Origin of the sequence: Serratia sp. CY43202 (assembly GCF_052168755.1) — a bacterium.
GTDB classification, from domain to species: Bacteria; Pseudomonadota; Gammaproteobacteria; order Enterobacterales; family Enterobacteriaceae; genus Serratia; species Serratia bockelmannii.
In genome coordinates this window covers 306916-328773 of the sequence record NZ_JBJNMB010000005.1, presented here as the reverse complement: position 1 = coordinate 328773, position 21858 = coordinate 306916, and the positions used below count along the sequence as shown (strand labels likewise).

24 protein-coding genes are annotated in these 21858 nt (G+C 57.7%); 8 read left to right on the top strand and 16 right to left on the bottom strand.

The genetic code is table 11. The features are described 5' to 3' along the window. Window positions 1-3 precede the first annotated feature (3 nt). From ACJ8J5_RS12990 to ACJ8J5_RS12980, 3 genes are read right to left on the bottom strand one after another with little or no spacing between them, the layout of a single operon-like run. The gene (locus ACJ8J5_RS12990; protein WP_025302516.1) at window positions 4-1278 is read right to left on the bottom strand and encodes a c-type cytochrome; all 1275 of its coding nucleotides are present in this window, start codon (window positions 1276-1278) and stop codon (window positions 4-6) included. Between the two features lie 17 nt (window positions 1279-1295). Beyond that, window positions 1296-3074 (bottom strand): GMC family oxidoreductase, encoded by a 1779-nt coding sequence (locus ACJ8J5_RS12985; protein WP_025302517.1) that lies wholly within the window; start codon window positions 3072-3074, stop codon window positions 1296-1298. 2 nt (window positions 3075-3076) lie between these two features. Next, window positions 3077-3793 (bottom strand): gluconate 2-dehydrogenase subunit 3 family protein, encoded by a 717-nt coding sequence (locus ACJ8J5_RS12980; protein WP_368907374.1) that lies wholly within the window; start codon window positions 3791-3793, stop codon window positions 3077-3079. Between the two features lie 299 nt (window positions 3794-4092). Here ACJ8J5_RS12980 and pdxR point away from each other — a divergent pair, with 299 nt between their 5' ends. The 3 genes from pdxR (at window position 4093) to ACJ8J5_RS12965 (ending at window position 6901) form a co-directional block, all read left to right on the top strand. Beyond that, window positions 4093-5613, top strand: coding sequence for a MocR-like pyridoxine biosynthesis transcription factor PdxR (pdxR, locus tag ACJ8J5_RS12975; protein ID WP_368907372.1), 1521 nt, complete (start codon window positions 4093-4095; stop codon window positions 5611-5613). A 115-nt stretch (window positions 5614-5728) separates the two neighbouring features. Further along, window positions 5729-6181 carry a GNAT family N-acetyltransferase gene (locus ACJ8J5_RS12970; protein ID WP_049204193.1) on the top strand — a complete coding sequence of 151 codons (453 nt, stop codon included), beginning with the start codon at window positions 5729-5731 and terminating at the stop codon, window positions 6179-6181. 15 nt (window positions 6182-6196) lie between these two features. Continuing rightward, window positions 6197-6901, top strand: coding sequence for a GNAT family N-acetyltransferase (locus ACJ8J5_RS12965; protein WP_025302521.1), 705 nt, complete (start codon window positions 6197-6199; stop codon window positions 6899-6901). Between the two features lie 48 nt (window positions 6902-6949). Here ACJ8J5_RS12965 and purB read toward each other — a convergent pair whose 3' ends face one another. Next, the gene (gene purB / locus ACJ8J5_RS12960) at window positions 6950-8320 is read right to left on the bottom strand and encodes an adenylosuccinate lyase (RefSeq protein WP_033652066.1); all 1371 of its coding nucleotides are present in this window, start codon (window positions 8318-8320) and stop codon (window positions 6950-6952) included. A 22-nt stretch (window positions 8321-8342) separates the two neighbouring features. After that, a complete protein-coding gene (gene hflD, locus ACJ8J5_RS12955) occupies window positions 8343-8969 on the bottom strand; it encodes a high frequency lysogenization protein HflD (protein ID WP_025302523.1) in 627 nt (208 codons plus the stop codon). Window positions 8970-9300: 331 nt separating this feature from the next. Between hflD and kup the strand changes: the two genes are divergently transcribed. Beyond that, window positions 9301-11169: a low affinity potassium transporter Kup gene (gene kup / locus ACJ8J5_RS12950; RefSeq protein ID WP_414104689.1), complete on the top strand. Its 1869-nt coding sequence runs from the start codon at window positions 9301-9303 to the stop codon at window positions 11167-11169. 50 nt (window positions 11170-11219) lie between these two features. Here kup and mnmA read toward each other — a convergent pair whose 3' ends face one another. The 4 genes from mnmA to rluE form a co-directional block, all read right to left on the bottom strand. Next, entirely contained in the window at window positions 11220-12320 is a 1101-nt protein-coding gene (mnmA, locus tag ACJ8J5_RS12945) for a tRNA 2-thiouridine(34) synthase MnmA (RefSeq protein WP_049208754.1), read from the bottom strand. Between the two features lie 106 nt (window positions 12321-12426). Beyond that, window positions 12427-12873 (bottom strand): NUDIX hydrolase, encoded by a 447-nt coding sequence (locus ACJ8J5_RS12940; protein WP_049204196.1) that lies wholly within the window; start codon window positions 12871-12873, stop codon window positions 12427-12429. A gap of 9 nt (window positions 12874-12882) precedes the next feature. Beyond that, window positions 12883-13221 (bottom strand): lysozyme inhibitor LprI family protein, encoded by a 339-nt coding sequence (locus ACJ8J5_RS12935; protein ID WP_049295432.1) that lies wholly within the window; start codon window positions 13219-13221, stop codon window positions 12883-12885. A 22-nt stretch (window positions 13222-13243) separates the two neighbouring features. After that, window positions 13244-13870 (bottom strand): 23S rRNA pseudouridine(2457) synthase RluE, encoded by a 627-nt coding sequence (gene rluE, locus ACJ8J5_RS12930; protein WP_060447273.1) that lies wholly within the window; start codon window positions 13868-13870, stop codon window positions 13244-13246. A 131-nt stretch (window positions 13871-14001) separates the two neighbouring features. Here rluE and icd point away from each other — a divergent pair, with 131 nt between their 5' ends. Then, complete coding sequence (gene icd / locus ACJ8J5_RS12925) at window positions 14002-15255, top strand: NADP-dependent isocitrate dehydrogenase (protein ID WP_015377612.1); 1254 nt, start codon at window positions 14002-14004, stop codon at window positions 15253-15255. Between the two features lie 210 nt (window positions 15256-15465). Next, window positions 15466-16365, top strand: a complete 900-nt coding sequence (locus ACJ8J5_RS12920; protein WP_025302529.1) for an HNH endonuclease — start codon at window positions 15466-15468, stop codon at window positions 16363-16365. Between the two features lie 345 nt (window positions 16366-16710). Here ACJ8J5_RS12920 and uspF read toward each other — a convergent pair whose 3' ends face one another. The 3 genes from uspF to ACJ8J5_RS12905 all read right to left on the bottom strand — a co-directional run bounded on the left by uspF (window position 16711) and on the right by ACJ8J5_RS12905 (window position 17852). Beyond that, window positions 16711-17160, bottom strand: a complete 450-nt coding sequence (gene uspF, locus ACJ8J5_RS12915) for a universal stress protein UspF (protein WP_025302530.1) — start codon at window positions 17158-17160, stop codon at window positions 16711-16713. 218 nt (window positions 17161-17378) lie between these two features. After that, entirely contained in the window at window positions 17379-17606 is a 228-nt protein-coding gene (locus ACJ8J5_RS12910; RefSeq protein WP_025302531.1) for a YgdI/YgdR family lipoprotein, read from the bottom strand. 12 nt (window positions 17607-17618) lie between these two features. Beyond that, window positions 17619-17852 (bottom strand): YgdI/YgdR family lipoprotein, encoded by a 234-nt coding sequence (locus ACJ8J5_RS12905; RefSeq protein ID WP_019454814.1) that lies wholly within the window; start codon window positions 17850-17852, stop codon window positions 17619-17621. A 345-nt stretch (window positions 17853-18197) separates the two neighbouring features. On the opposite strand from ACJ8J5_RS12905, the gene tolA reads away from it, so the two are divergent. Continuing rightward, complete coding sequence (gene tolA / locus ACJ8J5_RS12900) at window positions 18198-18638, top strand: cell envelope integrity protein TolA (RefSeq protein ID WP_043141467.1); 441 nt, start codon at window positions 18198-18200, stop codon at window positions 18636-18638. 116 nt (window positions 18639-18754) lie between these two features. Here tolA and ACJ8J5_RS12895 read toward each other — a convergent pair whose 3' ends face one another. After that, complete coding sequence (locus tag ACJ8J5_RS12895) at window positions 18755-19291, bottom strand: GNAT family N-acetyltransferase (RefSeq protein WP_025302533.1); 537 nt, start codon at window positions 19289-19291, stop codon at window positions 18755-18757. Between the two features lie 168 nt (window positions 19292-19459). Continuing rightward, window positions 19460-19750, bottom strand: a complete 291-nt coding sequence (locus ACJ8J5_RS12890) for a hypothetical protein (protein ID WP_025302534.1) — start codon at window positions 19748-19750, stop codon at window positions 19460-19462. Between the two features lie 145 nt (window positions 19751-19895). Here ACJ8J5_RS12890 and ACJ8J5_RS12885 point away from each other — a divergent pair, with 145 nt between their 5' ends. Then, on the top strand, window positions 19896-20315 hold the full coding sequence (locus ACJ8J5_RS12885) for a GNAT family N-acetyltransferase (protein WP_060447272.1): 420 nt from the start codon (window positions 19896-19898) through the stop codon (window positions 20313-20315). Here ACJ8J5_RS12885 and ACJ8J5_RS12880 read toward each other — a convergent pair. Beyond that, window positions 20312-20524, bottom strand: a complete 213-nt coding sequence (locus tag ACJ8J5_RS12880) for a hypothetical protein (RefSeq protein WP_089195803.1) — start codon at window positions 20522-20524, stop codon at window positions 20312-20314. The two genes, ACJ8J5_RS12885 and ACJ8J5_RS12880, sit on opposite strands and share 4 nt — an antisense overlap. 93 nt (window positions 20525-20617) lie before the next feature. Next, entirely contained in the window at window positions 20618-21736 is a 1119-nt protein-coding gene (locus tag ACJ8J5_RS12875; protein WP_025302537.1) for an AI-2E family transporter, read from the bottom strand. Between the last annotated feature and the right edge of the window lie 122 nt (window positions 21737-21858).

Genomic DNA, 21858 nt, shown 5'->3' with positions numbered 1-21858 from the left:
GGTTCATGGCTGAGACGGGTTATCGCCGGAGCGAATGTTTTTCACCTGATCGGCGCTGACCGCCGGGGCGCTGTTACCCCAACTGGTGCGCACGAAGGTCGCGAGCTGAGCGACCTGTTCATCGCTCAACCGCCAACCGAAGTCCGGCATGGTCAGGCCGGTAGGCGCACCGATGGTTACCGGCGTCCGTGAGCCGTGGAGGATGATGCTGATCAGCGACGACGGATCTTCGCTCAGCAACGCCGGATTGCGTGCCAGCTGAGGAAACGTGTTGCGATACCCCTGGCCGTCGCTACGGTGGCAGGCAGCGCAGTTGTCCAGGTAGGTTTGTGCGCCGGGCGTGTTGACCTTACCGGTGAACAACGCCTGGGCGATGCCGTCGTTGCGCGGCGGCGATGACTTCTCATCACCGGCAGGCAGCGATTTCAGGTAGACCGCGATCGCTTTCAGATCGTCATCGTTCAGATGTTGCGTGCTGTCCTGTACCACCTCCACCATTGAGCCGAAGGCGGCGAAACGTTGGGTATGGCCGGTTTTCAGAAAGCGCGTGATCTCCTGCGCACTCCAGTCCCCTAAGCCGCTGGCGGTATCGGCGCGCAGGTTAGCGGCATGCCAGCCCTCCAACGTCCCGCCGCTCAGATAGGCTGTATCGCTTTGGCTGAGCGCCTTTTCCTGGAAGCCGATACCGCGCGGCGTGTGACATGTGCCGCAGTGACCGAGCCCCTGAACCAGATAGGCACCGCGATTCCACTCGGCGCCGCGCTGCGCATCCAGCTGATAAACACCGTCTTCGCGAAAGATCAGATCCCACAATGCCAGCGGCCAACGCATGCTGAGCGGCCAGGGAATGTCGCTTTCCCGATTCGGCTGCGCCACTGCGCTGACCTTTTGCGTGAAATACAGATAAAGATCGCGGATATCGTCATCGTTGATTTTGGCAAACGACGGGTAGGGCATGGCCGGGTACAGCCGCCTGCCGTCGCGCGCGATGCCTTTGCGAAGCGCATCGGCGAACTCGGGCAGGCTGTACCCGCCGATACCGGTTTGGCGATCGGGCGTGATGTTGGTGGAGTAAATAGCGCCGATCGGCGTGGTCATCTTCAGGCCACCTGCGAAGAGGGCGCCGCCGGGCGCGGTGTGGCAGGCCGCGCAATCCCCTGCGCGCGCCAGATATTCACCGTGTTCAATTCGCGCCGTGGAAGGGAGGGCGTCGGCCGCCTTAACCGCACCTGCGGCGAGCAACAGCAGCACCGGCAATGTGGGTGTAAATCCTTTCATCTTGAGCTCCTTAGGCGTTATGCCTGCACCAGCGGGCCAGGGTTTTTCAGGTATTGCTCGCGGATCGCTTCGGCAGAGTGATAAGCCAGCGCGCCGACGATGCCGGTTGGGTTGTAGGCCAGGTTCTGCGGGAATGCACAGGCGCCAGTGACGAATACATTGGGCACGTCCCAGCATTGCAGGTATTTGTTCACCACGCTGGTGACCGGATTGTCGCCGATGATGGCACCGCCGGTAGTGTGAGTGGATTGGTAGGGGCGCACGTCATAATGATCGCCGGTTTTTCTTACCGAGATAGCCATCTGCTTTGGTTTCATAGCGTTGGCGATGTCCGCCATTTTAGCGGTGATATGCTGGGTCATTTTGATCTCATTCGATTTCCAGTCGAAGGTCATACGCAGCAGAGGCTGACCGTAGGCGTCTTTATAGGTGGGATCCAAATCCAGATAGCAATCGCGGTATGGCATCACCGATCCTTCCGAGCCGATGCTCATTGAGTGCGGGTAATTGTCGCGGATGCCTTGTTTCCAGCCGCTGCCCCAGTTCGGCGTGCCCGGCGGCAGCATCATTTGCTGGATAGGCCGACCGCCGGTGCGGGTGGCGGAGATGTAGGCGCCGCCGATAAAACCGAGATCGGCGTGGTCGAAGTTTTCCCCGTTAAGATCGTCGATCACCGTTCCGGCGGCACCGGCGCCGATAAAGGGATTGAAATGGGTATCGCGATCGTAAAAGAGAGAAATGCCGCTGTTCATTTGATAGGCGTAGTTCTTGCCGACCACGCCCTCACCAGTGACCGGATCATAGGGTTTTCCGATGCCGGAAAGCAGCAGCAGGCGAACATTATGGAGTTGGAAAGCGCTGAGGATCACCAGATCGGCGGGTTGCTCTACTTCACGCCCTTGCTCGTCGATGTAGGTGACGCCGGTGGCCTTTTTGCCGCTGCTGTCCAGATTGACCTTGATCACCTGCGCCTGGGTGCGCAGCTCAAAGTTTTTACGCTGTGTCAGTACCGGCAGGATGGTCGACTGCGGCGAGGCCTTGGAGTACATGAAGCAGCCGAAACGTTCGCAGTAACCGCAGAAGTTACAGGGGCCAAGCTGCACGCCGTACGGGTTGGTATAGGGTTCGGAACAGTTGGCGGCGGGGATAGCAAACGGATGGTAGCCTAGCGATTCGGCGGCTTTGCCAAACAGTGAGCCCGAGTAGAGCTGTTTAAGCGGCGGCGTCGGGTAGTCATTGCTACGCGGCCCTTCGAACGGATTGCCGCCCTTGATGAGCTCACCCTGCAGATTACCGGCCTTACCGGCGGTGCCGCACACCTTCTCGAACTTGTCGAAGTAAGGCTCCAACTCCTGGTAGCTGAGGGGGTAGTCCTGTAACGTCATGCCTTCCGGGATCCAGTTGGCGCCGTATTTTTCAGTGAGGGTGGTGTGCAGTTTGAGATCGGAAGGCAGGGCGCGCCAGTGCATGCCGTTCCAGTGCACGCCGGCTCCGCCGACGCCGTTGCCCGGCAAAAAAGAGCCGAGCTGGCGATAAGGCACCGCGAAATCCGCCGGCGTATGGCGCACGGTGACGGTTTCATGCGCCATTTCCTGCGCCAGCTTGAGGCGAATGCCGTAAGTCAGTTCATCGGCGATACGCGGATAAGCGAAATCAGGGTAGGTATCGCGCCGTTCACCGCGTTCCAGCGCCAGCACCTGCAGGCCGCTGTCGGTCAATTCCATTCCCATAATGGCGCCGGTCCAGCCAAAGCCGACGATCACCACATCTACCGGTGGTTTTTTTATTGTGCTCATGATTATGCATTCCTTTTGCTGGAGATACTGACCGGGTGAAGAGGATAGGGTTGGTTGGGTTTGTTGACCCAATCGGCGAAGTCCGCGCGCGCACCGGGGAAGCCTATCAATTTCCATGATGCCAGCGTTTGGTTGCCGCCGTGGATCGGATCGGCCAGATAACCTTCTTTGGTGTTTTGCAGCAGCTGTTCGAAGAAAGCTTTACCCGGCAAGGTATCCGCATCGAGTTGGCCGCTTTCCAACGCGGTCAACAGCTGTTCTTGCTCGCCATGAGACAGCTCGGCGAAAACTTTGCCGAACTGACGTTGACAGAGCTCATTGAACGCGAGGATACCGTTGCGATAGGTCTCGCGCGGCGTCAGTTTGGACTGATAGCCCAACTCCGGCGCCGATGGCACGAACGGCGGGTGCATGTACCACAGGCCGCCATGGCCGTAGGGTGTTTCCATTTGGCGATCGATGAATACCGGGACCCCCTGATCGACGGCTCCGGGGCCGTTCTCGTCGCTGGGGATCAGCCGATCGCAGGCCGCCAGCAAGAATCGCCACTCTTCGTTGTTGAAATAAACCGGAACGTAATTCGGCGAGATGCCTGCAGCCGGCTCTGCCTGGGCGTTTACCATCATGAGACCGTTACCGGCAGCGGCTAACGGGATCAGCGCCAGCGTTTTTTTCAAAAATTCACGCCGGGGCGGCGTAGGGATATGCTGTTGCGACATAATTCCACCTTGAACATGCTTCACAGTAATGCCCGCGCAGGTTTTGCATCACCTGCGCCGTCGCTCTCCAGCGACGGTAAACAGGCGGGGAAAGGAGAGGTCGTCTATCACCATATATAGTTAGCAAGCTACTTGTATGGTAATTGAGTCTAAGATCGAGAAGTGTGAAGAAACAATAAATGATCTGTTTCAAAACGTTTTTTTTACATTTCAGTTGATCGGGATCAATTTGTTAACATTCACGGTGAGCCGGCGAAGTGCAATAAGGTCGTGTTCCGCTTAACTCACATTGGAGTGCCATGGAAAACTGCATCAACGAGCCGTATGCCATAGAAGAGGCGATCGCGGCGGCTTTTTCGCCAGGTCTGCAACAAGGCCTGACCCGGCGTTCGGCGCTGCATCAGGCTCTGTTGCAACTGATTGCCGCCGGAGAACTGCCCTGGCGGGCGAAGCTGCCGCCGAGCCGTGCGTTGGCTGCCCGGCTGACGGTGGCGCGCGACACGGTGGAACTGACCTACGCGCGGCTGGAGGCTGAGGGGTTCATCAGCCGAACGGTGGGGCGCGGCAGCTTTGTGCGTTATCGTAGTGACACGCTGCTCGGCCGTGAACTGCTGACGACGGCGACGGGGCAAGAGGCGCGGCTGGCGGAGCGCGAGCTGAGCGATCGCGGCCGGGCGCTGCTGGCGGTCAGCCATACGCCGCACACCTGCCGCCAGGCTTCGCTGACGCCTTCGCTGGCGGATCTGCGGGCGTTCCCCATCGAGCAATGGCTGCAGCAGGAAAAGCAGGCGCTGCGGCGGCACGGCGAGCGGCTGTTGGGGTATGCCGATCCGCAAGGGCTGCCGGAGCTGCGCGCGGAGATCGCGCACTATCTGCAGCGGGAGCGGGGCGTCAAGGCGACGGCGGAACAGGTGATCGTGGTCACCAGCTCTCAGCAGGCGTTGGCGCTGTGTACGCAGGTGCTGTTCGATCCCGGCGATGCGGTATTCGTCGAAGAGCCGGGTTACCAGGGGGCAAAAAAACTGGTGCAGTCGGCGGGGCTGCAGGCGCGGCCGATCGGCATCGATGAACAAGGGCTGGACGTCGGGCAGTTGATGCAGGCTTCGGGCGGCGGGCGGGGCGTTTACATTACGCCGTCCCATCATTACCCGCTGGGGTATTCGCTGAGCCTCGAGCGGCGGCTGGCGCTGTTGCAGTGGGCGCAGCGCTGCCGGGCCTGGATCATCGAAGACGACTACGACGCCGAGTTCAACTACGACCGGCAAACCAAGGCGGCGCTGCAGGGGCTGGACAGCGGCGGGCGTACGCTGTACATCGGCACCTTCAGCAAGACGCTGTTTCCGGGGCTGCGCATCGGTTTCATGATCGCGCCGCCTCAATTGGTGCGGCCCTTGGTCGCCGCCAGGCAGTTTCAGGACGGCTACACGTCGGCGCTGGCGCAGATGACGCTGTTCCACTTCCTGCACGAGGGCGGCTACGCTGAGCATCTGCGCAATATGCGCACGCTGTACAAAGCGCGGCTGGACGTGCTGTACGACGCGGTGCATCGTCACCTTGCTGCCTGGACGCGTCCGGCGCTGCCGCAGGGCGGGCTGCAGCTGGTTTGCCCGTTGGCGGATGCGGCGACGGAGCGGCGGCTGGTGGCGGCGGCCGCCGAAAGGGGGATACGGCTGTACGGCCTGGCGGACTTCTACACCGGCACACCGCAGCGCGGGGCGTTGGTGCTCGGCTTCTCGGCCTATACGCCGGATGAGATCGTGCGCTTTATCGCCACGCTGGCGCAGGTGTTCAACGCGCTGCCGGTGGAAAGCGATGGCTAAAATTGGTCTGCTCGGCGTTTTGAATTGGTCCGTATTGTACCGCCGCCATGCGGTGTATTCTGCCGCTATCCGATTATTTCCCTAATGGAAATAATATCTTACACCGTGAGGCGCTATGAACCCATCAAACCCTGAAGTGACTATCCGCAGAATCAATGGCGACGACAAAGCGCAATGGCTGGCGCTCTGGCAGGGCTATCTCGACTTTTACCGCGCCGATGTCGCGCCGCAGGTGACCGATCGCACCTTCGAACGCCTGGGGCAGGATGAACAGGTGTACGGGCTGGTGGCGGAGGATGCCAACGGCCAGCTACTGGGGCTGATGAACCTGGTGTTCCACCCGTCCACCTGGAGCGCAGTCGGCTATTGTTATATCGAAGATCTCTATGTGTCGCCGCAGGCGCGTGGCCATAAGGTGTCGGAAAAGCTGTTCGAACAGGCGTACCGATTGGCAGAGACGCGCGGCAGCGATCGGGTCTACTGGATGACCCAGGAGTACAACGCGCCGGCGCGCTCGCTGTACGACAAAATCGGCAGAAGAAGCTCGTTTATCGTTTATACCCGTTAACCGCAGGAGGCGTGTATGGCAATGAATCGTTATGGTCAGCCGATTGGCGAACCGATGCCGGATTGGCAGCCGGCTCGCCGTCCGGGCGGCGCGACGCTCGGCGGGCGTTTCTGCTCGCTGGCGCCGCTCGAGCCGCAGCGGGATTACGCCGCGCTGTTCGAGGCGTTTCAACTGGCGCCGGACGGCCGCGACTGGACCTATCTGTCTATCGAGCGGCCCGATACGCCGGCGGCGATGCTGCAGCATCTGGAAACGCTGCAGGCCAACCCGACGCTGGTTAATCTGACGGTGTTCGACGCCGCCAGCGACGCGCCGGTGGGCACGGTGGCGCTGATGCGCATCGACGAGGCCAATGGCGTGCTGGAGATCGGCCACGTCAGCTGGTCGCCGTTGATGAAACAGCGCTCCAGCGCCACCGAGGCTATCGCGCTGCTGCTGCGCTATGCCTTCGACACGCTGGGCTACCGCCGCTGCGAGTGGAAGTGCGACAGCCATAACGCGCCCTCCCGCCAGGCTGCGCTGCGCTTTGGCTTTCGCTACGAGGGTAACTTCCGCTATGCGGTGATCGTCAAGGGGCGCAGCCGGGATACCGACTGGTTCGCCATCACCGCCGACCGGTGGCCGACGGTACGACAGGCGCTGGCGCGCTGGCTGAGCGCGGACAACTTCGATGCGCAGGGGCGGCAGATAGCTCGGCTGCAGGTGTTGCGCGGCGAATAATAAGCAAAAAGGCGGCCCGCGGGCCGCCTTTTTATCGGGCTAAAGCGCTTACTTCAGCTCGTCGACCAGGGTGGTGGCGCGGCCGATGTAGTTGGCCGGGGTCATCGCCTTCAGACGGGTTTTCTCTTCTTCCGGCAGCGCCAGGCCATCGATGAACGCCTGCATGCCGGCAGCGTCCACGCGCTTGCCGCGGGTCAGCTCTTTCAACTTCTCGTAAGGCTTTTCGATGCCGTAGCGGCGCATCACGGTCTGGATCGGCTCGGCCAGCACTTCCCAGTTGTGATCCAGTTCGTCCAGCAGGTGTGCCTGATTCACTTCCAGCTTGCTGATGCCTTTCAGGGTGGCCTGGTAGGCGATCAGCGCATAGCCCAGGCCCACGCCCAGGTTACGCAGCACGGTGGAATCGGTCAGGTCGCGCTGCCAACGGGAGACCGGCAGTTTGCCCGCCAGGTGGCCCAGCACGGCGTTGGCCAGGCCCAGGTTGCCTTCGGAGTTTTCGAAGTCGATCGGGTTGACCTTGTGCGGCATGGTGGAAGAACCGATTTCGCCGGCGATGGTCTTCTGCTTGAAGTGGTTCAGGGCGATGTAGCCCCAGATGTCGCGGTCGAAGTCGATCAGAATGGTGTTGAAACGCGCTACGCAGTCGAACAGCTCGGCGATGTAGTCATGCGGCTCGATCTGGGTGGTGTACGGGTTCCAGGTGATGCCGAGCGAGGTCACGAACGCTTCGCTGAACTGATGCCAGTCCACTTCCGGGTAAGCGACGATGTGGGCGTTGTAGTTGCCGACCGCGCCGTTGATTTTACCCATGATCTCCACGCGCTCCAGCTGGCGGTATTGGCGCTCCATGCGGTAAGCCACGTTGGCGAACTCTTTGCCGACGGTCGACGGGGTCGCCGGCTGGCCATGGGTGCGCGACAGCAGCGGGATATCGCGGTATTCCAGCGCCAGCCCTTTCAGCGCATCGATGATTTTACGCCAGTAAGGCAGCACCACGTCCTGACGGGCGCTTTGCAGCATCAGCGCGTGCGACAGGTTGTTGATGTCTTCGGAGGTGCAGGCGAAGTGGATGAACTCGGACACCGCGTGCAGCGCAGGCACCGCCGCCACTTTTTCCTTCAGGAAATACTCGACCGCTTTCACGTCGTGGTTGGTGGTGCGCTCGATGGTTTTGATACGCTGAGCGTCTTCTTCGTTGAATTCAGCGACGATTTTGTCGAGGAAAGCGTTTGCGTCGGCGTCAAAAGCGGGAACTTCCTTGATTTCTGCGCAGGCGGCCAGTTTTTGCAGCCAACGTACTTCAACCTGTACGCGGAATTTCAGCAGACCGTATTCGCTGAAAATGGGGCGCAGTGCGCTGACTTTATCACCGTAGCGTCCATCAACGGGGGAAACGGCGGTCAGTGAGGATAATTCCATCGGTAGCAACTCCTGGGATCGATTAACAATGAGCAACGATATTTTGCGCCTGCTTGAACAGACGATTACGGGAAAACATTAACTGCAGGCGGCTGCCGCCAACCTGTTGCCACAGCACGGCGGCGCGAATGCCGGCCAGCAGCGTGGCGCGAACCTTGGCCTGCACCTGCGGGTTCTGCAAGATAGCCGGCGAGCCGGTTACCTGGATACGCGGCCCGAGCGGGCTGACCACGTCGACGTAAATGCCGGCCAGCGCGCTGATGATGGTGTCTGACTCAAGATCGAAGTGCGCCAGCTGGCGTTCGAGTTGGCCGAGGCGTTCACCGAGCGTGTTCATCGCCTGTTTGTTGGCGTTGAGCTTGCGCTCCAGCACCATCAGGCTGATGGTGTAGCGGGTCAGTTCCGCGCCCGGCCCTTTGTTGTTGGCGTTAAGCACGCCCATCAGGGTTTCGAGGCCGACCATCAAATTGCGCTCCTCGCCGCCGAACACCGCCAGCGTGGAGGGCGGGTCCATCTGCAGCAGGCTTTTCAGCGAGGTCTGAAAGGCTTCGCGATTGCATTGCCCTTCGTGGGCCAGCTGCTGAACCAAACGCGCCGCCTGGCTGATGCCCGCCATGGCCAGCGTGATGTCATAATAATTCTTCGCCACGAATACTCCTGTAAACGCTGTGAACGGTACATGGCTTACTGCATAAGGTTGTGTGTATCGCCAGGGTAACGGCGGCGGCCGCGAACGGGAACGATCGGGCGTGGCTGTAACAACGATGACAACGAATGCCGCGGATCATGCCACAAAATCGAGGGTAAACCCAGCGTCTAATACGCCTGCGGCAAGGCGGATGCGCCGTGCGGCGCAGAACTGCGCAAATAGGCGGCGAAAATCGCCGGCGCGGCGGTGCGAACTTATTGTTGCGGCGACAAATAAAGTGCGGTGGCTGCATCTATACTGCCAACGTGACCCCTTAAATAAAGACCTCTATATGCACGTAAAAAACAAGCAGCCACTGCCGGCGGTAACGCTGGCGGCCATCGGCGTGGTGTACGGCGATATCGGTACCAGCCCGCTGTATACCTTGCGCGAATGCCTGACGGCGGAGGAGGGCATCACCCTGACGCCGGCCTCGATTTACGGCTTTTTGTCGCTGATTTTCTGGCTGCTGACGCTGGTGGTGTCAATTAAGTACATTTGTTTTGTGATGCGTGCCGACAACGACGGCGAGGGAGGCATTCTGACACTGATGTCGCTGGCGATCCGCAAGCTGGATGCACGCTGGGTACCGGCGGCGGTGCTGATCGGGCTGGTGGGCGGCAGCTTCTTTTACGGCGACGGGGTGATCACTCCGGCCATTTCGGTGCTCTCGGCCATCGAGGGGCTGCAGATTATCGCCCCCGAGCTGGACAGCTTTATCGTGCCGCTGTCGCTGCTGGTGCTGACCGCGTTGTTCGCGATCCAAAAACGCGGCACCGGCAGCGTCGGCAAATTGTTCGCCCCGGCGATGGTTATCTGGTTCCTGACGCTGGCGCTGCTGGGCATCGGCGGTATTCTGCATCACCCCGGCGTGCTGCGGGCACTGAACCCTTACTGGGCGGTGAATTTCTTCCTCGAATACAAGGCGGTGTCATTCTTTGCGTTGGGCATGGTGGTGCTGTCGGTCACCGGTGCCGAAGCGCTGTACGCCGATATGGGCCACTTCGGTAAAAAGCCGATCCGTTTGGCGTGGTTTACGCTGGTGGCACCGGCGCTGGTGTTGAATTATTTCGGCCAGGGGGCGCTGCTGTTGGCCAATCCGGCGGCGATCAACAACCCGTTCTTCCTGCTGGCGCCGACCTGGGCGCTGATCCCGCTGCTGGTGATCGCCACGCTGGCGACGGTGATCGCCTCGCAGGCGGTGATCTCCGGCGTGTTCTCGCTGACGCGCCAGGCGGTGCGGCTGGGCTACCTGCCGCCGATGCGTATCATCTATACCTCCGATCAGGAATCCGGGCAGATTTACATTCCGGTGGTGAACTGGCTGCTGTTCGCAGCGGTGCTGATCGTGATTATCAGTTTCAAACACTCCAGCAACCTGGCGTCGGCTTACGGCATCGTGGTGACCGGCACCATGCTGCTGTCGTCGATTTTGCTGAGCATTGTGGCGGTGAAAAACTGGGGCTGGCCGCGCGCGTTGGGCGGGCTGATGCTGCTGGTCATGCTGTGCATCGACGTACCGCTGTTCGGTGCCAACCTGATCAAGCTGGCGACCGGCGGTTGGCTGCCGGTGGCGCTTGGGCTGACGATTCTGCTGATCATGCTGACCTGGAAGACCGAGCGTTTGCGCCTGATCCGCCGGTTGCGCGACAATCAGGAAGGGCTGAGCGCGCTGATCGAGTCGCTGGAGAAAGCGCCGCCGAAGCGGGTGCCGGGCACCGCGGTGTTTATGGAGCGCACACCGCATGCGGTGCCGCTGGTATTGTTGCACAACCTGAAGCACAACAAGGTGTTGCATGAGCGTGTGGTGCTGCTGACCATCGTCACCACCGACATGCCGTACGTGCACAACGTGCAGCGGGTGGCGATTGAACAGCTGTCGGCGAGCTTTTGGCGGGTGGTGGCAAGCTACGGCTGGCGCGAGACGCCCAACGTGACGGACATCCTTTATCGCTGCGGGCTGGAGGGGATGAGCTTCACCATGAACGAGACCTCGTTCTTCATGTCGCGCGATACGCTGGTATTGGGCAAGCGCCCCTGGTATCTGCGCGTGCGTGGCAAGGTATTTCAGCTGTTGCAGCGCAACGCGCTGAGGGCGCCGGATCTGTTCGAAATCCCGCCGAATCGGGTGATTGAACTGGGGGCACAGGTGGAATTTTGAATAAAAAAAAACGCTGCGGTAAACGCAGCGTTTTTCTTGCGACAGACGAATTATGCCAGGCGCTGTTCGATAATGCCGCCGCCGAGGCAGATTTCGCCCTGGTAGAACACCGCCGACTGGCCGGGGGTGACGGCGGAGACCGGCTCGTCGAAATGCACTTCGATGCGTTCATCGTCGAGCGGGGTCACGGTGCAAGGGATATCCTGCTGGCGATAGCGGGTCTTCACCGTGCAGCGGAACGGGCCGCTCAGCGGCAGGCGATCAACCCAGTGCAGCTGCTGCGCGATAAGGCCGACGGACATCAGGCGTGGGTGATCGTGCCCCTGCGCAACCACCAGCACGTTGTTGGCCACGTCTTTATCGACCACGTACCACGGATCTTCGCTGCTGTCTTTCATGCCGCCGATGCCCAGCCCTTTGCGCTGGCCCAGGGTGTGATACATCAGGCCCTGGTGTTCGCCGACGGTCTGGCCGTCGACGCTGACGATCGGGCCCGGCTGGGCCGGCAGGTAGCGGCCGAGGAAGTCACGGAACTTACGCTCGCCGATAAAGCAGATGCCGGTGGAGTCTTTCTTCTTGGCGGTGACCAGCTCCAGCTGCTCGGCGATGCGGCGCACCTCCGGCTTCTCCAGCTCCCCGACCGGGAACAGGCTTTGCGCCACCTGCTCGTGGCTCAGGGTATAGAGGAAGTAGCTCTGATCTTTATTGCCGTCGACGCCGCGCAGCAGGCGGCTCTTGCCGTCCACGTCCTGGCGACGCACGTAGTGGCCGGTGGCGATAAAATCGGCCCCAAGATCTTCGGCGGCAAACTCCAGGAAGGCTTTGAATTTGATCTCTTTATTGCACAGGATGTCCGGGTTCGGCGTGCGGCCGGCCTTGTACTCTTCCAGGAACAGCTCAAACACGTTGTCCCAGTATTCCGCCGCGAAGTTCACCGTGTGCAGTTCGATGCCCAGCTTGTCGCAGACCGCTTGCGCGTCGGCCAGATCGGTCGCGGCGGAGCAGTACTCTTCGTCGTCGTCTTCTTCCCAGTTTTTCATGAACAGCCCAGCGACCTGATAGCCCTGTTGCTGTAACAGATAGGCGGTAACGGAGGAGTCGACGCCGCCGGACATACCGACGATTACTTTTTTCTGGCTGTTGTCTGACATGGGGATCTCACGAACTTGAACACGAACCGTGCTGATAAAAACAAGCGCAGGATTTTACCACGTTGGCCGCGCCGGCGCACTGGTCATCTTGTGCTGCTCGGCGCCCTTAAAACGGCCAGGCGAAGCTGCCGACCAGCGACAGAGGATAGCGCTCCGGCTGCTGGTAGCTGCGAATGCTCTCCGCCACCAGCGCGGAACGCAGGTTGGGCGCCTGCAAAATCTCGTCGGCGCTCAGCCACAGGCAGCGATCGATGTCGCTGTCGTGCGGCTCGGTCGGCAGCGGCTGTTCCAGCTCGATAACGAAGCAAAAACGCAGAAACGGCGTGCGATCCGGCGCTATCCACTGGTGCAGGCGCAGGAACGCCTGCGGCGTGGCGCGGATACCGGTCTCTTCCCACAGCTCGCGCTCGGCGGCCTGCACCAGCGTCTCGTTGGCCTCCAGGTGGCCGGCCGGCTGGTTCCATAGCGCTTTGCCGTTGATGGTCTCTTCGACCACCAAAAATTTGCCGGCGGCGTGTACCACGCAGGCCACAGTGACGTGCGGTTTGAACATGCGGTCTCCTTACAGCGGTTTGTCGATGCGCCGGTAGATGTCGTCCAGCTCGGCGATGCGGGTGCGATAACTTTGCAGCAGGCAGGCGGTATCGCCGCCGCACCGCTGGCGTTTTGCCAGCCAGGCCTGCTGGCTGTCCTGCATCGCGCCACGCGCGCCCATGGCGAACAGGCCGCGCAGGAATTGGTATTGGGTGGCCATTTGCACATCCAAATCGTTCAGCGTGCGGTTGGCGCAGATGGCTTGCTCATCGCGGTTTGCCGCCTTGGCGCAGTCGAAGCTGGCGGCCTGGGCCGCGAACGGGGCCGCCAGAGCGGCGAGCAGCAGCGCGATCGGCGTGGATTTCATGGCGCCTCCATCAGTTATCGGTCTACAGGGAATCGATGCTTTTCCATTCACCAGGCTGCAGTGAACCCAGCGAAAGATTACCCATACTGTAGCGAATCAGGCGCAGGGTAGGGAACCCGATATGCGCCGTCATGCGACGCACCTGGCGGTTTCGCCCTTCGAACAGGGTGATTTTCAGCCAACTGGTGGGGATGGATTTACGCTCGCGGATCGGCGGGTTGCGCGGCCATAGCCACTGAGGCTCGGCCACCAACTCAACACCGGCGGGTAGCGTCGGGCCGTCTTTCAGCGTGACGCCGCTGCGCAATGGCGCCAGATCGCTCTCCTGCGGCGCGCCCTCGACCTGCACATAATAGATTTTGCCGGTGCGCTTGCCCGGCTGGGTGAGCTGCGCCTGCAGCTGTCCGTCGTTGGTCAGCACCAGCAGCCCTTCGCTATCGCGATCCAGACGCCCGGCGGCGTAAACGTCGGGGAAGGGGATGTACTCTTTCAGCGTGGCGCGGCCGGCTTCATCGGTGAACTGCGGCAGCACGTCGAAGGGCTTGTTGAATAACACAATTCGACGCGGCCCCTTCGGCGCTGCGGGTTTGGCGGTATTCGGCTTGCTGAATCGTTTAACGTTGTGATTTCTAACAGAGAATTTTTTCATAACAGTTGAGATTACGGATGATAAGCGCATTATAACCGAATCCGTTTCGGATTGGCGCGGACCGAATATTCAAGTAGTATCTACACGCATCTTACAAAGCATTAACAAAATTGCGCTTGAAGGAGAGGTTGATGGAAAGCAAAGTAGTTGTTCCGGCAGAAGGTAAAAAAATCACGGTTGACGCCCAGGGTAAACTGGTTGTTCCTCATAACCCGATCATCCCGTTCATCGAAGGCGACGGCATTGGCGTTGACGTGACTCCTGCCATGATCCACGTGGTTGATGCGGCCGTTAAAAAGGCTTACCACGGCGAACGTAAAATCTCCTGGATGGAAATCTACACCGGCGAAAAATCTACCCACGTTTACGGTAAAGACGTGTGGCTGCCGGACGAAACTCTGGACCTGATCCGCGACTACCGCGTCGCCATCAAAGGCCCCCTGACCACCCCGGTCGGCGGCGGCATCCGTTCTCTGAACGTGGCCCTGCGCCAGCAGCTGGACCTGTACGTGTGCCTGCGCCCGGTGCGTTACTACCAGGGCACTCCAAGCCCGGTGAAACAGCCTGAGCTGACCGACATGGTGATCTTCCGCGAAAACGCCGAAGACATCTACGCCGGCATCGAGTGGAAAGCCGGCTCCGCCGAAGCGGACAAAGTGATCAAATTCCTGCGCGACGAAATGGGCGTGAAGAAAATCCGCTTCCCAGAGCAGTGCGGTATCGGCGTGAAGCCATGCTCCGAAGAAGGGACCAAGCGTCTGGTGCGTGCGGCGATCGAATACGCCATCACCAACGACCGCGACTCCGTGACCCTGGTTCACAAAGGCAACATCATGAAGTTCACCGAAGGTGCCTTCAAGGATTGGGGCTATGAGCTGGCGCGCGAAGAGTTCGGCGGCGAGCTGATCGACGGCGGCCCATGGCTGAAGATCAAGAACCCGAACACCGGCAAAGAGATCGTGGTTAAAGACGTGATCGCCGACGCCTTCCTGCAGCAAATCCTGCTGCGCCCGGCGGAATACGACGTGATCGCCTGTATGAACCTGAACGGCGACTACATCTCCGACGCCCTGGCGGCCCAGGTTGGCGGCATCGGTATCGCGCCGGGCGCCAACATCGGCTCCGACTGCGCGCTGTTCGAAGCGACTCACGGCACCGCGCCGAAGTACGCCGGCCAGGACAAAGTGAACCCAGGCTCCATCATCCTGTCCGCAGAGATGATGTTGCGCCACATGGGTTGGTTCGAAGCGGCTGACCTGATTGTTAAAGGCATGGAAGGCGCAATCGCTGCCAAGACCGTGACCTATGACTTCGAACGCCTGATGGAAGGCGCTAAGCTGCTGAAATGTTCAGAGTTTGGCGACGCTATCGTTAAACACATGTAATGGTGTTTTAGCGTTAAATGATAACGGGAGCCTGATGGTTCCCGTTTTTTATTATTCAAACTGCAACGGTTATCAAAACTCGGCCATTTTGGCGCTTTAGAGCGTATAGATCTAAAGGTTGAGCTGCGTCTAAACTTTGCAATGAAATGGACGATAAACTGCCTGCAGCCGCATTTTTTTGCATGAGATAAAATTCTACAAGGAGTGTTAATGAGCTTTTTCTGGGTGAATATTGGTAGCAGTTTTAATGAGGTTAAAGAACAAAATTTCCTCTGGGCTCCACAATATGGCATGAATAAGCACGGGAAAAAGTTTAGTAATGCCTCCTGGGAGACAGTGAAGGATGTAAAAGCAGGTGACGTCATCTTTTGTAATAAGGATCGAGAGATTGTCTATGTAGCGACTGCTACAGCCGATGCTGATGATGCACCGCGGCCACCTAATCGATCTTTTGATAAGTGGGAGCGTGAAGGTACCCGAGTAGAAGTAGATTTGACCGTTTTAGAGCACCCGATCGATGTTTTGCAGTTCAGTGACATATTTCTGACTGTGTTTAATGAGTTAAGTCGGCCAACAGTTTTTGCTGAAAACGGGTTTTGTACGCAGACTTACATGTGCGAAATACCCGAGGCTGCAGCAAAAATGATAGCAAGTTTTATTAACGATAACGTTTCAATAGACTTCAATAAACAGACGGCCACGGTAAAAGAGGCGAGAGGAAGCACTAAAGCAGCCGTCATTCAGGCTCGCGTTGGTCACGGCCCCTACCGCGATAAATTATTTAAGAAGTGGGGCGGAAAATGCGCGGTCACCGGCATTGCGCTTGAGTCAATGCTAACCGCTTCTCATATTGTTTCGTGGTCTATCTCAAATGACAAAGAGAAAGTTGACCCTTACAACGGATTCCCCCTGATTCCTAACCTGGACAGATTGTTCGACCGGGGCATGATCAGTTTTGATGATAATGGACGCTTATTGCACAAGAAAGAATATGCAGGTTTGCTTCATGATTTAAAAATTCCCTTGGACTCAAAAATTGATGGGCTGTTTGGGGAGAATAAAAAATACTTAAAACGGCACCGCGTGACGTTTGGGTTCGAGAAAGAGTAAAAGCTTGAGGGGGACCCTCAAGTGTATTAGTTCAGACCTGATACGGTACAGAACCAATCCCAATCTGATGGGCAGTTCTCTGCCAGAAGCGGACTTTCGTTAGAGTGCGAACTGTATTAATCCATGGGGGCATGTCACTGTGATTATGGCCGATAGTATCGCATTGACCATGTATCGATGTTGTTATCAGTAATGTTGAAAATCGCTGGTCATACACTCTAGATTCAAACGCTGCCTAGTAATCTTGCGATGCTATCATTAAACACATGTAAGCGTGTTTGGCGCTTGAATGGGAGCGGGAGCCTTAGGGCTCCCGTTTTTTATTGTTCAAATGAGTAAGAGATATCAAGCGTTAGCCGATTCACGCACGACCAGCACCGGGCAATTGGCGTGGCGGACGACGGCGGTGGCATTCGAGCCGAGGAGGTAAGTCATTGCAGAAGGGCGGTTGGAACCCATCACAATAATCTCCGCGTTAAGCGCATCAGCGAGTTCCAGGATCTGATCTTTGGGATCGCCGACGGCCACATGGGTGGTCACTCTATCCTCGGGAACGCTGAATTGTTTCGCCGCTTTTGCCAGCCCCTCGGTCGCTACCGCAATAGTTTCATCTTTGGTTTCCACCGCCGCGGTGGCGGCAAAGCCGAAGGCCGCGTAGGTGGCGCGCGACGGGATCACCGCCAGGAAATGGACGTGGGAGTCTTCGAGCCTGGCGAGCGCATTGACATGCGGGATGACCTGCTGTGTTAATTCCGGCTCGGTAATATCCACGGGAACCAAAATAGTTTTGTACATACTCCCTCCTTATCGTTATCAAATAACTCCACTTCTTGGATTATAGCCGTTCGACGCCGGGAAAGGGGAGATCCGTATGGCAAACCTGAGAGCGTTGTCTGCTGAAATGTCAGGTGGTTATCGACGTTCTCATTAAACGCGGGCAGGCACGGTTGGTGTTTGAGTTGGGAGGGAGCCATGGGCTCCCTAGGTTTTAGCGGGCTAAGATTATCGGAACCTTAATGAGGGATCTCTGAAACCTCTTTGACTTCCGTCTTGTTGATTTGCTGTTTAACGCCATTGGCATCGGTATAACCGAGCAAACCGGCAGAGGTTTCTTTCGGTTTACCGTCACTGATGAGCGTTCGGCCATCGTGGGTATGAATAGCGTAGCTGGTGCGTGTGCAGCCTGACAGTGTGGCGATAGCAACCAGGGCGATCGCGGGAAGAACAAGCGCTTTTTTCATTTGAAGCTCCTTTTAGTTATCCAACTCACTCATGTTTGCAATCTGGTCTCGATTGATCTGTTCCGTTTTGCCCGTTTCTGCATTTCGGTAGGAGACTAACCCGGTATCTTTATCGACTTGAGGCTTGCCGTCGGTGACAATAGTCTTGCCATCCGTTGTTTTAATCGCCTGATTGGAAGCGCAGCCCGCCATGAACATCACCGTGGTCGCAGTAAGAAGCGCGGCAAAGAGTCGTTTACTTTTCATACTTACCATCCTGGTTACTTAAATGAATTTAATGGCAGGAAAGTAAGTATAGGCAGAATCTCCAGATTGCTAGCGTTAAAAGTGCTTTTAATGCGATAAAAATTAAGAATTTCTTAATTTATTGATGGGATGATTGCCCATTCGAGGGATGTCGATAAGCCATGGCCTTCAGGCGTACGGCCCGCCGATGGGGTTAGGGTTTCATATCATCATCTACTCACGATTTTCCGCGCGCCAGAGCTTGATGTCATTGGCGGTTTTACGTGAATTCTGTATAAGTATTGACCGGGGGTCTTGTCAAATACCACGTTGATTTGGCTGATAATCATCCATAAGGACAGGGATATGAAAATTACGCATTCAGGCTACAAAACCGGCGCCGCCATATTATTGGCGGGAATGTTCGCACTGGCATTAACGGGGTGTGCCAAGAGTACAGCCCCCAGCCAAAGCAATCCGGAAAATAAAAAGGTTGACGATCTTTTCGCCAATCTTGGCGACCCAAAGGCGCCGGCACCGGGAAAAGAGAAAGAACGCTATATCGCCCAGTTGCAGGCCGTGATTCAAAGCCATTTGAAAGATGCCGAAGCCTACTCGGGCAAGCGTTGCACATTGCGTATCACGCTGGCGCCGGACGGTATGCCAATCGGTGTTCGAACTGAAGGAGGCGATCCGGATCTTTGCCGCGCCGCCATGAAGGCAATTGCCGATTCGCGCTTCCCTAAGCCGCCGACGGCAGAGGCCCATAATGCGTTCCAAATTATCACGTTGCAACTGCGTCCTTAAGCAGCTAGATGAAATAAGGGGTTGGGATAACGCAGTGTTTTGCAGCGGGATCTTTTAGTAAAAAATTTAGGTGTTCACGTGACTTCCACCAGCCTGTGCGGCTGGTGGATTTAGATTTAAGTCTTTATTGTCCGTCTTAGTTTTAAGCAAGATGCTCCTTTGTATTCGCATTGGCCAAATATTTGGTAACCCAAATGTTGAGCTATTTTAACGGAAGGCCGATTGTTTTCACCGATAAGGCAAACTGTTTGAGCGGGTGATAACGTGCTGTCAATCCATTGATGCGCTGCGGCAGCCGCTTCTTGCGCGACTCCCTGACCTTGGGCCTCCCGGGCAATAATCCATGCGGCTTCAGGGCTCCCATCGAAGTCATTGCCCAGACCCCGATGAAAATCCGCCAACCCGGTCTCGCCCAGGAACTGTCCGTCCACTTTGCGAAATATGGCGAACAGCCCATAGCCGAAAACCGACCAGTGGCCAATATAGCGCAGTAGTCTATTCCAACCGTCTTCAGGTGAAAGATTGGGGGCGCTGATAAATTTGAACAGTTCCTTATCTGTAAACATGGCATACCAGGCATCGAAATCGGCCAGGTTGTGAGGACGTAATATCAACCGTTCGGTTTCGATGTGCACGGCAGGGAGTAAAGGCATAACGGTTCCTTTTCTGCGTTGCAGCGTATCGTAATGTTACCCTGAGAGAACGAGCGATAATTTCCCGTCTTGGCGCGCAGATGACAAGGTTACGGCTAAGGTGCGGGCAAGCTCTTTGTCGCAAATCACTTTATCATTGGGTTTAACGCGCCGGCTACTTGTTTGGTATTACCGATACATCATCGCGCTCACGCGCTCGGCCCGATCTTTAAAACCGTTGCTGCGCATCGTTACCACATAGTAGCGATAGTGATGTTTCTGTGCGTATTCGCGCACCAGATCTTCGGCGAACAGGCCGCTGAAGGTGACGGTGGTGACGAACGTCAGCCCTTTCACTTCGTAGGTGCTGATCTCTTGCGGGGTGCCGATATACGGCGGCGGGAACACGGTTTTGTGGAACTGGCAGCCCGCCAGCAGCAGGGTAAACAGCAGGGCGGCGGAGATTTGCGGTATTCTCATCGGGAAAAGCTTTCCTTCCTTGGCGTGTGTTTTAGTAACTCTATAATAGGATTACAAAATTCGGCGGGGATGTAAAAGTTATCCCGCTTCGGTTGCCGTTTCGTTGAAGCGGTGTCGCCGTCACTCATAAGAATGAGGGGTAAACATGTGTGTTCGTCTTGCCACTGAAACCGATGCCGCAGCCCTGATCGCCCTCGACAGCGTCGCCGAAGACGAGCCGCAGCGCGCGGCGCAGATCCGCACCTGGTGCGCACAGAGTGTCTGCTATCTTGCCGAAGAACGGGGCGTGGTGATGGGCTACGGTGTGCTGCACTATCACTTCTTCGGCTGCGGCTTTGTCGAGATGCTGATGGTCGGCGAGCGCTATCGCCGCCGGGGCGTCGGGCAGGCGCTGATTGCGGCGTTGAAATCCCATTGCCGACATCCGAAGCTGTTCACCTCCACCAATCGTTCCAACCTGCCGATGCAGCGGCTGCTGTTGAACGCCGGGTTTGTCGCCAGCGGCCAAATTGACAATCTCGATGACGGCGACCCGGAGCAGGTCTTTTTCATCCCGCAGCGCTAATACAGCCGGACATCGACCGCCTGCTGTTGCAGCCAGGTGCTGACGTAACCATAAGCGGCATAGAAGGCCAGCAGCGCGAAGATCAGCACCGAAAGCGAGGCCAAAAACCTGACGTCACCGTGTTTTGACAGCTGATAGGCGCAATAGATAAAGGCTAACAGGCACAGCAGAGTGAAGGCGATGGCCAACGTGGCGTAAAAAATAAGCATAATGAAACCCGTTCTTCCTTGTGAGCCGGGCAAGGATACCACAGACAAAAAAAGGGGCCCAATTGGGCCCCTGTGTGATTCGCTGCGAGAGGGTTACTCCGCCGCCGCGTCGGGATGATTTTTGCCTTCCTCGATGAATTCTTCGTCGATCTCTTCGATGTTCTCCTCGCTGTCGCGGCCGGACAGGATGTTCCAGCAGGCGATGAACAGCGCGGCGATCAAGGGCCCGATGACGAAGCCGTTGATGCCGTAAATCTCCATGCCGCCCAGGGTGGAGATCAGGATCAGGTAGTCCGGCATTTTGGTGTCTTTGCCTACCAGCAGCGGGCGCAGAATGTTGTCCACCAGGCCGATCACCACCACGAAGAATACCACCAGGAAAATGGCTTTCCACAGCATGCCGGTGGCGAAGAAGTAGATCACCGCCGGTACCCAGATGATGGCGGAGCCCACGGCCGGGATGATCGACAGGAACGCCATCAGCGCGCCCCACAGCAGGCTGCCGTCGATGCCGGTAAAGTAAAATGCCAGCCCGCCGAGCGCACCTTGCACCACGGCGACCACCACCGTGCCCTTGACGGTGGCGCGGGAGACGGCGGCGAACTTCACGAACAGGTGGTGCTTCACGTGCTGGGAGAGCGGCAGCGCTTCGAGCGCCAGGTTCACCAGATAGGGGCCGTCTTTCAGCAGGAAGAACAGCAGGTAGAGCATCACGCCGAAGCCGACGACGAAGTTGAAGGTGCCTTTGCCGATCAGGAAGACGCTGCCCGCCAGATATTGCCCGCCCTTAAGCGCCACGTCGGAAAGCTGCTTTTGGATCTCGGCGGCGCTGTTGAGGTTATGCTCCGCCAGGAAGCGCTGCGCCCAGCCGGGCAGGTGACGCATAAAGTCCGCCAGCATGGTCGGCAATTGGCTGTTGTTGGTTTGCAGCTTGGTGTAGATCACGTTGAATTCCATCGCCAGCGATGAGGCGATGATCGCCAACGGCGTGAACACGATCAGACAGATCAGCGCCACCGTCAGCAGCGACACTACGCCGTTGCGTTCGCCGACGTACTGCTTCAACTTCTTTTTCACCGGATGGAAAATCACCGCCAGAATAACCGCCCACAGCACTGAGGAGTAATAAGGCCCCAGCACGTCGAGAAAGGCGGCGGTAACGATGAACAGGATCAGAATAAAGAATCCCTTGGAAATGCCTTTAGACATCATAGTCGTCCCTCAAAAGATGAATTTTCAGCATAGATGAACTGAATGAAAACAACACTATCATCACCTTTGCTTAACCGGTAGGGGATTTTTAACGGCGTATACCATAGGGTTACTAAGGGAAA

Bases quoted from the DNA above. Each gene is read 5' to 3' on its own strand.
- ACJ8J5_RS12990 (WP_025302516.1), bottom strand. From the start codon at position 1,278: ATGAAAGGATTTACACCCACATTGCCGGTGCTGCTGTTGCTCGCCGCA.
- ACJ8J5_RS12985 (WP_025302517.1), bottom strand. From the start codon at position 3,074: ATGAGCACAATAAAAAAACCACCGGTAGATGTGGTGATCGTCGGCTTT.
- ACJ8J5_RS12980 (WP_368907374.1), bottom strand. From the start codon at position 3,793: ATGTCGCAACAGCATATCCCTACGCCGCCCCGGCGTGAATTTTTGAAA.
- pdxR (WP_368907372.1), top strand. From the start codon at position 4,093: ATGGAAAACTGCATCAACGAGCCGTATGCCATAGAAGAGGCGATCGCG.
- ACJ8J5_RS12970 (WP_049204193.1), top strand. From the start codon at position 5,729: ATGAACCCATCAAACCCTGAAGTGACTATCCGCAGAATCAATGGCGAC.
- ACJ8J5_RS12965 (WP_025302521.1), top strand. From the start codon at position 6,197: ATGGCAATGAATCGTTATGGTCAGCCGATTGGCGAACCGATGCCGGAT.
- purB (WP_033652066.1), bottom strand. From the start codon at position 8,320: ATGGAATTATCCTCACTGACCGCCGTTTCCCCCGTTGATGGACGCTAC.
- kup (WP_414104689.1), top strand. From the start codon at position 9,301: ATGCACGTAAAAAACAAGCAGCCACTGCCGGCGGTAACGCTGGCGGCC.
- mnmA (WP_049208754.1), bottom strand. From the start codon at position 12,320: ATGTCAGACAACAGCCAGAAAAAAGTAATCGTCGGTATGTCCGGCGGC.
- ACJ8J5_RS12940 (WP_049204196.1), bottom strand. From the start codon at position 12,873: ATGTTCAAACCGCACGTCACTGTGGCCTGCGTGGTACACGCCGCCGGC.
- ACJ8J5_RS12935 (WP_049295432.1), bottom strand. From the start codon at position 13,221: ATGAAATCCACGCCGATCGCGCTGCTGCTCGCCGCTCTGGCGGCCCCG.
- rluE (WP_060447273.1), bottom strand. From the start codon at position 13,870: ATGAAAAAATTCTCTGTTAGAAATCACAACGTTAAACGATTCAGCAAG.
- icd (WP_015377612.1), top strand. From the start codon at position 14,002: ATGGAAAGCAAAGTAGTTGTTCCGGCAGAAGGTAAAAAAATCACGGTT.
- ACJ8J5_RS12920 (WP_025302529.1), top strand. From the start codon at position 15,466: ATGAGCTTTTTCTGGGTGAATATTGGTAGCAGTTTTAATGAGGTTAAA.
- uspF (WP_025302530.1), bottom strand. From the start codon at position 17,160: ATGTACAAAACTATTTTGGTTCCCGTGGATATTACCGAGCCGGAATTA.
- ACJ8J5_RS12910 (WP_025302531.1), bottom strand. From the start codon at position 17,606: ATGAAAAAAGCGCTTGTTCTTCCCGCGATCGCCCTGGTTGCTATCGCC.
- ACJ8J5_RS12905 (WP_019454814.1), bottom strand. From the start codon at position 17,852: ATGAAAAGTAAACGACTCTTTGCCGCGCTTCTTACTGCGACCACGGTG.
- tolA (WP_043141467.1), top strand. From the start codon at position 18,198: ATGAAAATTACGCATTCAGGCTACAAAACCGGCGCCGCCATATTATTG.
- ACJ8J5_RS12895 (WP_025302533.1), bottom strand. From the start codon at position 19,291: ATGCCTTTACTCCCTGCCGTGCACATCGAAACCGAACGGTTGATATTA.
- ACJ8J5_RS12890 (WP_025302534.1), bottom strand. From the start codon at position 19,750: ATGAGAATACCGCAAATCTCCGCCGCCCTGCTGTTTACCCTGCTGCTG.
- ACJ8J5_RS12885 (WP_060447272.1), top strand. From the start codon at position 19,896: ATGTGTGTTCGTCTTGCCACTGAAACCGATGCCGCAGCCCTGATCGCC.
- ACJ8J5_RS12880 (WP_089195803.1), bottom strand. From the start codon at position 20,524: ATGCTTATTTTTTACGCCACGTTGGCCATCGCCTTCACTCTGCTGTGC.
- ACJ8J5_RS12875 (WP_025302537.1), bottom strand. From the start codon at position 21,736: ATGATGTCTAAAGGCATTTCCAAGGGATTCTTTATTCTGATCCTGTTC.